This is a genomic window from Pseudomonas sp. AA-38, assembly GCF_029457475.1.
GTDB lineage: Bacteria > Pseudomonadota > Gammaproteobacteria > Pseudomonadales > Pseudomonadaceae > Aquipseudomonas.
Genome location: NZ_CP120359.1, coordinates 2,886,043 through 2,897,644, shown reverse-complemented (window position 1 = coordinate 2,897,644; position 11,602 = coordinate 2,886,043). Strand labels below are relative to the sequence as shown.

The following is an 11,602-nucleotide window of genomic DNA, read 5'->3' as shown; positions in this document are numbered from 1 at the left end:
GAGGTCACTGCCATGTCGTTTCGCCGTCTTGCCTGTTCCGCGCTGCTTTCCTGCCTGGCCCTGCCAGCCCTGGCCGGCGAATGTCCAGCGCTGCTGAAAGGTGAGTTGCCCAAGCTGCGTGCCAAGGGCGAGAGCATCGAACTCTGCCAATTCGCCGGCAAGCCGCTGGTAGTGGTCAATACCGCCAGCTTCTGTGGCTTCACTCCGCAGTTCAAGGGGCTCGAGGCGCTGTACCAGCGCTACAAGGGGCAGGGCCTGGAGGTACTGGGCGTGCCCTCCGACGATTTCCGCCAGGAGTCGGCCGACAGCAAGGAGACGGCCACCGTCTGCTACGTCAATTACGGCGTGACCTTTGCCATGACCGAGCCGCAGCCTGTTTCGGGCGACGATGCCATTCCCCTGTTCAAGGGCCTGGCCGAGCAGAGCCGCGTGCCGCGCTGGAACTTCTTCAAGTACGTGGTCGATCGCCAGGGCAAGGTGGTGGCGAGCTTCTCCAGCCTGACCAAGCCGGATGATCCGGACTTGATAAAGGCGGTGGAACAGGCGATTGCCAGCCAGCCTTGAGTTTGTTTTAGGCGGTTGGAGTGAGCTTGATACTGGGCTGGCAGGTTTGTGTGTTGGATTGCTGGTTGTCCGGGAGCCTGTTCCGAATTGCCGCGTTTTTGCTGATGTTTTGGGTTTCGCCCTCCCGGGCGAGTCACTTTTGACGGGCAAAAGTAACCAAAACCCTCCGCCCGGTCATCCGGCCCTCGCTGCGCGAGGGTTCGCTCACTCCATCGCCGTTCCAGAGGCCCGCCGCGGTGGGCCATCCCTGGCCCATCGCGGCTCTCGCGACATCCATGTCGCTCAACCTCTTCCACGGCGATTGCGTTCGCCCTCCTGGGCGGGCTCTGCACGCGCCTGAACCTTAGGTAACCCAGAATTAGCGTGGAGTGCTTGAACATGGGTCAGCCTTAGGGCTGACCGAGATGCCGGCTGAAGGCCGGCAAACTGAAACTACGCGAATGAAAGTTTTGGTTTAATTCGACAGCTAAATCGCGGCTCCACAGCGACCAGAGCATGCCGGGCATGCCCGGAACCAATGTACGTTCAGGCGCGCTAACTCCCCCTTCAGGAGGCCGAACGTAGGCATTGCGCAGGGGGCGAGCGGCATGGATGCCGCGAGAGGCGTAATGGGCCAGGGATGGCCCATGTACGCCGACCCCGGAGCGATGCCGGAGTGAGGGGAGTCGAGCGCAGCGAGACCCGGATGGCGGGGGTGCGTTTCTTTTGCTTACTTTTCTTTGCGCTGGGCGGCAATCCGAGTTCAAAGAAAAGTGAGTCGCCCGAGGGGGCGAAACAAGGAGTTTCCGAACACACCCAAGGCGGCGTCCAGAAGACCAACACAGGCCAACACACAAACTTGCCAGTCCAGTATCAATCCCTGCTGCCCCGAAAACCCCAAAAAGAAGGCCCGCATTGCGCGGGCCTTCGCGTTCGAGCGGCTCTCAGAACCTGTAGGTCAACGACGCCCCCAGGCCATGAGCGCTGTTCTTGTAGCTGGCGTTGTAGCTGCCACGGCTGGCGCTGCTGCGGTTGACGTCCACCGGCTCTTCCTTCAGGTAGGAATAGGCCACGTCGATGGTCATGTCCGCGTTCGGGCTCCAGCCGGCGCCCAGGCTGAAGATGCGCCGGTCACCGGAGGGTACGCGCGGCGAGCGGTCGGTGTTGTTGATTGGCGATTGATCCACGGCGATACCGGTACGCAGCGTCCACTGCGGGTTGACCTTGTAGGCCAGGCCGATGGCGTGTGCCCAGGTATCGTGCCAGTTCTGTTCCTCGACTATGGTGTTGAGGTTGGCCGGCAGGGTGCTGGCTTCGTTGCGCACGCGGATTTCCTTGAAGCGGCTCCAGCGTGTCCAGGTGCTGCCGGCGTAGAGCGTCCAGGCGTCGTCGAGCTGGTGGGTGATGGACATGTCCACCGACTCGGGGGTGGTGAGGTCGAGGTTGGCGTCGTACTTGCCGGCGATGCCGAGCAGGGCGGGCGCTTCCACCTTGGTGTCACCCTCGAGCTCGTACTTGACCCGCGAACGGTAAGTCACGCCGACCCGTGTGCGTGGGCTGAATTCGTAGAGCACACCGGCGTTGAAGCCGACGGCGGTGTCGTCGCCCTTGACCTTGACCTTGCCATCGCCCAGCGGGGTGAACAGCGACGAAGTCAGTTCACCCTCGATATGGTTGAAGGTGGGACCGAAGCCGACCGATAGCTGATCGTTGAAACGATAGCTGAGGGTGGGCTGCACGGTGATCACTCGCACATAGCTCTTGTCCGACTGGTAACGGCCCTGAAAGCCGCTCTCGTAATCGGTCATCAGGCCGAAAGGCGCGTAGACGCCCAGGCCGAAGGCGACCTTGTCGTCCAGCGGCTTGACGTAGTAGCCCATGGGCACACCGGTGTTCGGCACCATGTCACCATCGTTGCTGCCATTGATGGCCCCGCCCAAGGGATTTCTACCGCTGGCATCGCTGATATCGCTCTTGGCGTGGATAACGGCGGCACCGAAGTTGATCTCGTCGCGTTTGATGCGGGCCATGCCGGCCGGGTTGCCGAAGACCGTGCTGGCATCGCCGGCTGCCGATGAGCGGCCGGCGAAGGCGGTACCCATGGAGCTGATGCTCTGTTCGTTGAGCGCGAAGCCAGAGGCGAAGCTCTGGCCGGAGATGGCTGCCAGGGCAAGGGTCAGGCTGGTCTTGAGCAGGTGCTTGTTCATTGTCGATTCCTGTGCGAGAGGATAAGGCAGACGTAGGGTCTGATCCCGTTTCGTCGCGAGCCGCGTTGTCGTGCCAAGGGGCGCCATAGCTGGGCGGCGCTCCGTAAGGCACGGCAAGAACGAAATGGGAACGAACCCCAACCTTCGGCTGACTGTCGACGGACAGGAGAAGTTCCCCCAATAGAGCGCTTGCCGCCCTGACCGGAGCCCCGTCGCGAGGGGTGTATCAGGGCAGAAAGGGCGAGATGGGCTGATTCGCAGCCAGAACCGAAGACGTCAGTCGCCGGTGGCCACGGGGCGTTGCGGGTCGGTGATCCATTCGCTCCAGGAGCCGGCATAGAGTGGCGCCAGGGGATAGCCAGCCAGGCTCATGGCGAACAGGTTGTGACAGGCCGTGACCCCGGAGCCACAGTAGGCCACCAGCCTCTCGAGCGGGCGCTCGCCGCGCAGGGCGTCGAAACGCGCGCGCAACTGTTCGCGGGGCAGGAAGCGGCCATCGCTGCCGAGGTTATCGGTGAAAGCCGCGCATTGCGCACCGGGAATATGCCCGGCCACTGGGTCGAGTGGCTCGACCTCGCCACGAAAGCGTGGCAAGGCGCGGGCATCGAGCAGGGTGAGGTCGGCGTCGTGCAGGCGCCGCGCCAGTTGCTCGGCGCCCAGCAGCAGGCTGGGGTCAGGCTGCGCGGCGAAATCGCCGGGCGCGTTCTCCGCACGTTCCGTGGTCAGGGCCTGGCCGGCTTCGCGCCAGGCCTTGAGGCCTCCATCGAGCAGGTAAATGCCGTCACGTTTGCCCAGCCACAGCAGCAGCCACCAGGCGCGGGCAGCGAAGGCGCCGGCGCCGTCGTCGTAGAGCACCACCTGGCTATCGGCGCGCAGGCCGCAGAGGCGCAGGCGTTCTACCAGAGTGCTGGGATCGGGCAGGGGATGGCGGCCAGTGACGCCTTTGATCACCGGGGCGGAAAGATCCTGCTCCAGGTCGAGGAAATGGGCGCCGGGAATGTGCCCGTCCAGGTAACTGCGGCGGCCATAGGTGGGGTCTTCGAGGGCGAAGCGGCAGTCCAGCAGTACCAGGTCGGGGGCGTGCAGGCGCGAGGCCAGCGCTTGTGGTTCGATCAATTGAGCGAGGGACATGAGCGAGTCCTCTGGTCGATGTCTGTTCTGGGCATCATACCGTCAAGTCGAAGTCGAGTACCTTCTTGGTCGGTTTCGCAATGCCCGCAAAAGATGGTCAGGTGTGCCCTTTTTTGGATCTTTGTAGTGTTTATATGGTGCGAGAGAATTCTTTTAAACCATTGTTTTTAGAACATTAGCGACGCATTTTTAGCTGAATGCACCAAAAGGATTCATCAAAGCGACATTTTGGTCTGTTTTGGTGCCTTGCTGCCTGCTAGAGTGCCGGCACTTTTTCCGCGTGGCGTCGAGGTGCCGCATGTCGTTGTCCGTCGATTCTTTCCTGTCGCGCCTCAAGCAGCGCGACCCCGATCAGCCCGAGTTCCACCAGGCCGTGGAAGAGGTGGTGCGCAGCCTGTGGCCCTTCCTCGACGCCAATCCGCGTTACCGCGAAGCCGGCATCCTCGAACGCATGGTCGAGCCCGAGCGCGCCATTCTGTTCCGCGTGCCCTGGGTCGACGACCGTGGCCAGGTACAGGTCAATCGCGGCTATCGAATTCAGATGAGCAGCGCCATCGGCCCGTACAAGGGCGGTCTGCGTTTCCACCCCTCGGTGAACCTCGGGGTGCTCAAATTCCTCGCCTTCGAGCAGGTGTTCAAGAATTCCCTGACCTCGTTGCCCATGGGTGGCGGCAAAGGCGGTGCGGACTTCGATCCCAAGGGCAGGAGCGAAGGCGAGGTGATGCGCTTCTGCCAATCGTTCATGACCGAACTGTATCGCCATATCGGTGCCGATCTGGACGTGCCGGCCGGTGACATCGGTGTCGGTGGCCGCGAGATTGGCTACCTGTTCGGCCAGTACAAGCGCCTGTCCAATCAGTTCACCTCGGTGCTGACCGGCAAGGGGCTGAGCTATGGCGGTAGCCTGATCCGCCCGGAAGCCACCGGTTATGGCTGCGTGTACTTCGCCCAGGAAATGCTCAAGCGCATCGCTCAGGACTTCGAGGGCAAGCGTGTAGCCATTTCCGGTTCCGGCAACGTCGCCCAGTACGCGGCGCAGAAGGTCATGGAGCTGGGCGGGCGGGTGATCTCGCTGTCTGACTCCGAGGGCACCTTGTATGCCGAGGGCGGCCTCAGCGACGAGCAGTGGCAGTACCTGATGGAGTTGAAGAACGTGCGTCGCGGCCGCCTGCGCGAGATGGCCGAGCACTTCGGCCTGCAGTTCCTCGCCGGGCAGCGCCCCTGGGGCTTGGCCTGCGATATCGCCTTGCCCTGTGCGACGCAGAACGAGCTGGATGGCGAGAACGCCCGCGCATTGCTGAACAGCGGCTGCATCTGCGTCGCCGAGGGCGCCAACATGCCCTCGACCCTGGAAGCGGTGGATCTGTTCGTCGAGGCCGGCATCTGCTACGCGCCGGGCAAGGCGTCCAACGCCGGAGGCGTGGCCACCAGCGGCCTGGAAATGAGCCAGAACGCCATGCGCCTGCACTGGAGCGCCGGAGAGGTGGACGAACGCCTGCATGGCATCATGCAGAACATCCATCATGCCTGCGTGCACCATGGCGAGGAGAATGGCCGCATCAACTACGTCAAGGGTGCCAACATCGCCGGCTTCGTCAAGGTCGCTGATGCCATGCTGGCGCAGGGCGTGGTCTGAGGCGCGAGCTGGCGATAAAGGAAAGCCCCGGTTTTCACACGGTCTGTTTTCCGGGGCTTTTCGTCAGTGCAGTTCGAGCCGGCCGATGCGGTCGTTGTCCAGACTGCCGAAGTACAGATAATCCCCGACCGGTTTGACCGAGGTGATCAGGCGCAGGTGGCTGCCGCTGGTGTCGTGCAGGCTGCGCAGGATCTCGCCCTGTTCGTTGAGCGCGATGACCAGGCCATAGTCGAGCGGCTTGGGCCACAGGAAGCGCGGCAGCTTGGCGATCTGCGCCTTGAGCCAGGGGTGGCGATGCAGGAAGTCGGCATCGGCCTTGCGCGGCGAGGGCAGGGCGACCCAGAAGGTGCCCTTGCGATCACCCTGCAGGTTGTCCGGCAGGCCCGGCAGGTTGTCGATGAAGATGTCGTGCTGGCCGGCCTTGTCGCCCTTGAGCCAGTAACGGGTGATGCGGTAGCGGTAGGTCTCGTTGACCAGCACGAAGTCTTCGGCTGCCGACAGCGCCACGCCGTTGGCGAAGTACAGATCCTTGAGCAGCACGCGGGTCTGTCCCGTGGCCGGATCGTAGGCCAGCAGGCGGCCATGGGGGCGCGCTTCGAGCAGGTCGAGCAGGTAGTCGGGCTGCTGGAAGCGTGAGGAGGCATCGCTGAAGTAGATGGTGCCGTCGCTGGCGATGTCCAGATCATCGGTGAAGGCGAAAGGCAGGCCGTCGGCCTCGGTGCTGAGCACCTTGATCTTGCCAGCCTTGTCCACGCTCAGCAGGCCCTTGTAGGCGTCGGCGACGATCAGCTTGCCGTCTGCATCGAAGTCCATGCCCAGGGGGCGGCCGCCAGTGTCGGCGAAGGTTTCCACACTGTCGTCCGCCAGCACGCGGACGATGCGCCCGTCCTGCAGGCCGGCATAGACGCGCCCCTCGGCGTCGACGGCGGTGTCTTCCGGGCCGTGGATCTTGCTGCGGGCCAGCAGTTCGGCCTTCATCAGGGTGTCGTTGGGTTCCAGTAGGCCGGTCATGGCCGGCGCGGGCGCGGCGTCCCAAGGCAGCGGGTCGATCGGGCTGGGGGTAATGGCCAGGTAACCGGCGGCAGCGGCCAGTAGTACGACCACCAGGGCAAGCAGTTTCTTCAGCATCGTCGTTCTTCCATGTCAGGAGGCGTTGCGCGGCACAGATTACACAGTTCGCGGGCGCGGCGGCAGCTCGCTGCCCGTCGACGCGCGCAGGCTATATACTGCGCGCCACTGTTCATGGGAGCGCCGCGTGGCTAACGATATTCACTGGATCCGCGACAACGCCAGCCTGGCCAAGCTCTGCGCCGCCTGGCAGACCTTGCCCTTCATCGCGCTGGACACCGAGTTCATGCGCGTCGACACCTTCTACCCCCTCGCCGGCCTGGTGCAGGTCAGTGGCGGCGATGGTGCCTGGCTGATCGATCCGCTGTGCATCGAAGATTGGAGCCCCTTCGCTGCTCTGTTGCGCGCGCCGAATGTGGTCAAGGTGCTGCATTCCTGCAGCGAGGATCTGGAGGTCTTCCTGCGCCTGACCGGCAGCCTGCCGGCACCGCTGTTCGACACACAGGTCGCTGCCGGTTATCTCAATCTGGGTTTTTCCATGGGCTATTCGCGCCTGGTGCAGCGCTTGCTCGACATCGAGCTGCCCAAGGGCGAGACCCGTTCCGACTGGCTGCAGCGCCCGTTGTCCGAGCTGCAGGTGCGCTACGCCGCCGAAGACGTGTCGCATCTGGTGGAGGTGTATCGCGAGTTGATGGCCCGCCTGGCGCCGCAGAAGGTGGAATGGATTCTCGAAGACGGCGCTGAACTGGTGGCCAACCTGGGCCGCGAGATCGACCCCGACGAGGCCTGGCGCGAGGCCAAGCTGGCCTGGAAACTGTCGCGTCAGCAGCAGGCCGTGCTGCGTGCCCTATGTGCCTGGCGCGAGCGCCAGGCACGAGCGCGCAACCAGCCGCGCAACCGTGTGCTGCGCGAGCATTCGCTGTGGCCGCTGGCGCGCACTCAGCCGGACAACCTGGTGGCGCTGGCACGCATCGAGGACATGCATCCGAAAACCGTGCGCCAGGATGGCGAAACCCTGTTGGCGCTGATCCGCGAGGCGGCCGCGCTGCCCCCCGAGCAATGGCCCGAGGCGCTGCCCGAGCCACTGCCGGTGGAGGCCTCTGCCCTGTTGAAGAAACTGCGCGCCGTCGGCCAGCGTGAGGGCGAACGCCTGGACATCGCCCCCGAGCTGATGCTGCGCAAGAAAAGCCTGGAGGCGCTGCTGAAAAGTGGCTATCCCAATGGCCCGTACCAATTGCCCGATTCCCTGCGCGGCTGGCGCCGGGAGTTGATGGGGCAGGCACTCCTGGAGTGTCTGGCCGACGAAGGAGAATCCGCGTGAAACGCATCTGTTCCATCTACAAGAGCCCGCGCAAGAACGAGATGTACCTCTACGTGCTCAAGGCCGAGGCTCTGACCCGCGTGCCCGAAGGCCTGCTGGCGGTATTCGGCCCACCTGCGCACGCCTTCGACCTGGTGCTCAGCCCGGAGCGCCAATTGGCCCGCGAGGACATCGCCCAGGTGCTGGAGAATCTCGACAAGCAGGGGTACCACCTGCAGATGCCACCGCCCGAGGAGGAATACATTCAGCACCTGCCGGACGAACTGCTGCGCCGCAATGACCCGGTCTGAACCATGCGTCTATTGATCGCCGAAGCGAAGCACGCCCGTTATGCCGAGTGCATGCGTGCGGCACAGCCAACGCTGGAATTGTTCGCCAGTGATGAGCCCGAGGCACTGGCCGCCGCTGCGGGGGATTGCCCGCTGTGGCTGGGCGAGCCTTCGCTGCTGGCGCCGCTGTTGCGCCAGGGCCTGCGCCCGCGCTGGCTGCAGTCGACCTGGGCCGGCATCACGCCGCTGTTGGCCAGTGACTTGCCGCGCGATTATCGCTTGAGCCGGGCGGTGGGCATCTTTGGCCAGGTCATGGCCGAGTACGTCCTTGGCCACCTGTTGGCTCACGAGCGACGCCTGTTCGAGCGCCAGCAGGCACAACGCGAGCAGCGCTGGGCGCCGATGCTGCCGCGCAGCCTGGCGGGGCGGCGGGTGCTGATCGTCGGGTGCGGCGACATTGGCCAGGCCGTCGCGGGCTTTCTCGCGCCTTTCGGCGTGGAGTTGCGTGGCGTCGCCAGTGCGGCGCGCGAGCAGGTGCCCTTCGCCGAGGTCGCGGCCCTGTCCGAGCTGCCACGCCTGGTGGGCTGGGCCGATTACCTGGTCAACCTGCTGCCGGATACTCCGGCCACGCACGACCTCTACGATGCCGAGTTGTTGGCAGGCGTTCGCCCCGGGGCAGTGCTGATCAACGCTGGCCGGGGCAGCGCGGTGGTGGAGGCCGATCTGCTGGCAGTCTTGCAGCAAGAGCGTCTGGCCGCTGCGGTGATCGATGTCTGCCGTGAGGAGCCGCTGCCGCCTGGGCATCCGTTCTGGACAGCGCCGAACCTGCTGCTGACCGGGCACAGCGCCGCGCCCACCGACCCGGTGCTGATGAGCAGGCTGTTTCTCGACAACCTGGCGCTTTGGCAGGCCGGTGAGCCGTTGCGCGGCGAGGTGGATTTCGCGCGCGGTTACTGAGCGGGTGGCCTTGGCCTGTGGCGGGGCAGGGGCTAGACTGCCGCGTTTTTAGCGCTCGAATTCCTACGCTCGCCATGGTCACATCCACCGAACCTTTCTGGAAACGCAAGACCCTCGCCCAGCTCGACACAGGCGAGTGGGAGTCGCTGTGCGACGGCTGTGGCCTGTGCTGCCTGCAGAAGCTCGAGGACGAGGACGACGGCGCCGTCTACTACACGCGTATCGCCTGCAAGCTGCTGGATCTGCAGAGCTGCCGTTGCAGCGACTATCCCAACCGTTTCAAGCATGTGCCGGACTGCATCCAGCTCACGCCGGCGCAGGCCGACCAGTTCAAGTGGCTGCCGCCCACCTGTGCCTATCGCCTGGTCAGCGAGGGCAAGGATCTGCCACGCTGGCATCACCTGGTCTGTGGCGATCCCGAGGCGGTGCATGCCGAGCGCATTTCCCAGGCCGGGCGCATGCTTGGCGAGCATGAGGTGGCCGAGGAGGATTGGGAAGAACATCTGATTTTTCGCGCTGGTTGATTAATCCCAGACCTCATGGCAACTCTGTCCGCCGCCCCACGGAATTGGCGCGTGGCGCGGCTGTCTCAAGACCAACTGCCCCTTCGTGCATCAGGAGTCCTGCATGCTGTCTTCGTCTCGTTTGCCGCTGTATTCGTCCCTGTTGTTGAGCCTCAGCCTGCCCACCTGGGCGGCGACGCAGAAAGTCGACCTGGATTATCGAGTGCGTTTCCTGCCGGATAGCGATCAGGCCGAGGTCAGTATCACGGTGGAGAAGGGCGAGCGCATTCGCAGCCTGGATTTCAACCTGGGCAAACAGGGGCGTTACAGCGATTTCAAGGCCGATGGTCAGTGGGCGCAAGAGGCCGGGCGGGGCAAATGGCAGCCGGCCAAGGGCAAGAGCACCCTGAGCTATCGTGTGCTGGTTGACCACCAGCGCAAGCCAGGGCGTTATGACGCACGCATGACCAAGGACTGGGCCCTGCTGCGCGGTGACGATCTGGTGCCGCCGGCGGCGCTCGATCAGGTGGACAAGACCGAGCTGGTGGCGCGTCTGCAGTTCGAGTTGCCCAAGGGCTGGACGAGCGTCGAGACCGGCTGGTCGCGCATCGGCAAGAACCGCTTCCGCATCGATAACCCGCAGCGCAAGTTCGACCGCCCCACCGGCTGGATGCTCGCTGGCAAGCTGGGCACGCGGCGTACCCGTCTGGGCGATACCGAGGTGGCAATCTCCGCGCCGGTGGGTGAGGGCATGCACCGGATGGACATCATGACCTTCCTCACCTTCGTTTGGCCGCAGCTACAGCAGGTGTTCCCGCGCGACCCCGACAAGCTGCTGATCGTCGGTGCTGGCGAGCCGATGTGGCGCGGCGGCCTGTCTGCCTCCAACTCTTACTACATGCATGCTGATCGTCCACTGGTCAGCGAGAACGGCACCAGCTCCCTGGTACATGAGCTGGTGCACGTGTTCGGGCGTATCTACGGCCGTGATCGCAGCGACTGGATCGCCGAGGGCCTGGCCGAGTACTACTCCATCGAGCTGGTGCGTCGCGCTGGGGGTATCAGTGAGGAGCGCTACCAGAAGATCCGCGAGCAACTGATCCGCTGGAGCAAGCCGGTCACCAGTTTGCGCACCGACAATGCCAGCGGGCCAGTGACGGCGCGTGCCGTGCTGCTGTTGCAGGAGCTGGATCGTGAGATTCGCCAGAAGACCAAGGACAAGGGCAATCTCTCTCTGGATGACGTCACCCGTGGCCTGATGCGCCTGGACAAGGTCAGCACCAAGGACTTCGTCGAAATCACCGAGAACGTCATCGGTGGCCCGTCGAAGACCCTGGATACGCGGCTGCTGAAGTAAGGGGGCCTCACGGCCGCTGCGTGGTTATTCTGTGCAGCTCAGCTATTTGAGGGCTCGGTCGGTAGGAGCGGATTTATCCGCGAAAAGGGCTTGCAACGCGTCGGCAAGCATCGCGAATGAATTCGCTGCTACGGGATGGTGCTCTCAGCCTTGCTCGTTCTCCGACTTGCCCAGCAGCGCCGCCAGGCCCGCCAACCCCTTGTGCGTGACCTTGCTGCCGGAGCCGGCGCTGGCAGTTTCTTCCTTCTGGTAATGCAGATCAACCTGGCGCTGGTGCTCGTTGTCGTGGCAGTACAGACACAGCAGCTCCCAGTTGGAGCCGTCTTCAGGGTTGTTGTCGTGATTGTGGTCACGGTGGTGCACGGTCAGCTCGCTCAGGCGCTTGCCGCTGAATTCACGGCCACAGCGGCCACAGATGTGCGGGTACATGCGCAGGGCCTTCTCGCGGTAGCTGGTTTCGCGGCGCTGCTGGGCTTCGGCGAGGATCTTGTCGAGCTTGCTGGTGGTCATGGGATGGTCTGCTTGAACGTTCGGGAGCTTAGATTGCCAGAATAGAACGAAAGCCCTTCCTGAAGGAGGCCCGCCGTGATCTTTCGTGTGCTCGTGATCG

Annotated in this window: 11 protein-coding genes; 7 read left to right on the top strand and 4 right to left on the bottom strand. The window is 64.0% G+C overall.

Annotated features, from left to right (window positions below; translation table 11 throughout):
* Positions 1-12 precede the first annotated feature (12 nt).
* Complete coding sequence (locus PVE35_RS13190) at positions 13-564, top strand: redoxin domain-containing protein (protein ID WP_277372059.1); 552 nt, start codon at positions 13-15, stop codon at positions 562-564.
* Between the two features lie 923 nt (positions 565-1,487).
* On the opposite strand, the gene PVE35_RS13185 is transcribed toward PVE35_RS13190, so the two are convergent.
* Together PVE35_RS13185 and PVE35_RS13180 are read right to left on the bottom strand one after the other, a co-directional pair.
* Positions 1,488-2,750, bottom strand: a complete 1,263-nt coding sequence (locus tag PVE35_RS13185; RefSeq protein ID WP_268183499.1) for an outer membrane protein transport protein — start codon at positions 2,748-2,750, stop codon at positions 1,488-1,490.
* A 276-nt stretch (positions 2,751-3,026) separates the two neighbouring features.
* A complete protein-coding gene (locus PVE35_RS13180) occupies positions 3,027-3,881 on the bottom strand; it encodes a sulfurtransferase (RefSeq protein ID WP_277372058.1) in 855 nt (284 codons plus the stop codon).
* 298 nt (positions 3,882-4,179) lie between these two features.
* On the opposite strand from PVE35_RS13180, the gene gdhA reads away from it, so the two are divergent.
* Entirely contained in the window at positions 4,180-5,517 is a 1,338-nt protein-coding gene (gene gdhA, locus PVE35_RS13175) for an NADP-specific glutamate dehydrogenase (protein WP_277372057.1), read from the top strand.
* 63 nt (positions 5,518-5,580) lie between these two features.
* Here the strand turns inward: gdhA and PVE35_RS13170 are convergent, their stop codons facing one another.
* Positions 5,581-6,642: an SMP-30/gluconolactonase/LRE family protein gene (locus tag PVE35_RS13170; protein ID WP_277374887.1), complete on the bottom strand. Its 1,062-nt coding sequence runs from the start codon at positions 6,640-6,642 to the stop codon at positions 5,581-5,583.
* Positions 6,643-6,772: 130 nt separating this feature from the next.
* Here PVE35_RS13170 and rnd point away from each other — a divergent pair, with 130 nt between their 5' ends.
* The 5 genes from rnd (at position 6,773) to PVE35_RS13145 (ending at position 10,992) form a co-directional block, all read left to right on the top strand.
* Positions 6,773-7,906 carry a ribonuclease D gene (rnd, locus tag PVE35_RS13165; protein ID WP_277372056.1) on the top strand — a complete coding sequence of 378 codons (1,134 nt, stop codon included), beginning with the start codon at positions 6,773-6,775 and terminating at the stop codon, positions 7,904-7,906.
* Positions 7,903-8,196, top strand: coding sequence for a YcgL domain-containing protein (locus PVE35_RS13160; protein WP_072424636.1), 294 nt, complete (start codon positions 7,903-7,905; stop codon positions 8,194-8,196). Before rnd ends, PVE35_RS13160 begins: the two co-directional genes overlap by 4 nt.
* Before the next feature lie 3 nt (positions 8,197-8,199).
* Positions 8,200-9,132, top strand: a complete 933-nt coding sequence (locus PVE35_RS13155; protein WP_277372055.1) for a D-2-hydroxyacid dehydrogenase — start codon at positions 8,200-8,202, stop codon at positions 9,130-9,132.
* A 74-nt stretch (positions 9,133-9,206) separates the two neighbouring features.
* Positions 9,207-9,656 (top strand): YcgN family cysteine cluster protein, encoded by a 450-nt coding sequence (locus tag PVE35_RS13150; protein WP_277372054.1) that lies wholly within the window; start codon positions 9,207-9,209, stop codon positions 9,654-9,656.
* Positions 9,657-9,759: 103 nt separating this feature from the next.
* A complete protein-coding gene (locus tag PVE35_RS13145) occupies positions 9,760-10,992 on the top strand; it encodes a hypothetical protein (RefSeq protein ID WP_277372053.1) in 1,233 nt (410 codons plus the stop codon).
* Between the two features lie 144 nt (positions 10,993-11,136).
* Here the strand turns inward: PVE35_RS13145 and PVE35_RS13140 are convergent, their stop codons facing one another.
* Positions 11,137-11,502 carry a YajD family HNH nuclease gene (locus PVE35_RS13140; RefSeq protein ID WP_268183510.1) on the bottom strand — a complete coding sequence of 122 codons (366 nt, stop codon included), beginning with the start codon at positions 11,500-11,502 and terminating at the stop codon, positions 11,137-11,139.
* Positions 11,503-11,602: the final 100 nt, after the last annotated feature.

Bases quoted from the DNA above. Each gene is read 5' to 3' on its own strand.
- PVE35_RS13155 (WP_277372055.1), top strand. From the start codon at position 8,200: ATGCGTCTATTGATCGCCGAAGCGAAGCACGCCCGTTATGCCGAGTGC.
- PVE35_RS13190 (WP_277372059.1), top strand. From the start codon at position 13: ATGTCGTTTCGCCGTCTTGCCTGTTCCGCGCTGCTTTCCTGCCTGGCC.
- PVE35_RS13185 (WP_268183499.1), bottom strand. From the start codon at position 2,750: ATGAACAAGCACCTGCTCAAGACCAGCCTGACCCTTGCCCTGGCAGCC.
- PVE35_RS13145 (WP_277372053.1), top strand. From the start codon at position 9,760: ATGCTGTCTTCGTCTCGTTTGCCGCTGTATTCGTCCCTGTTGTTGAGC.
- PVE35_RS13180 (WP_277372058.1), bottom strand. From the start codon at position 3,881: ATGTCCCTCGCTCAATTGATCGAACCACAAGCGCTGGCCTCGCGCCTG.
- PVE35_RS13150 (WP_277372054.1), top strand. From the start codon at position 9,207: ATGGTCACATCCACCGAACCTTTCTGGAAACGCAAGACCCTCGCCCAG.
- PVE35_RS13140 (WP_268183510.1), bottom strand. From the start codon at position 11,502: ATGACCACCAGCAAGCTCGACAAGATCCTCGCCGAAGCCCAGCAGCGC.
- gdhA (WP_277372057.1), top strand. From the start codon at position 4,180: ATGTCGTTGTCCGTCGATTCTTTCCTGTCGCGCCTCAAGCAGCGCGAC.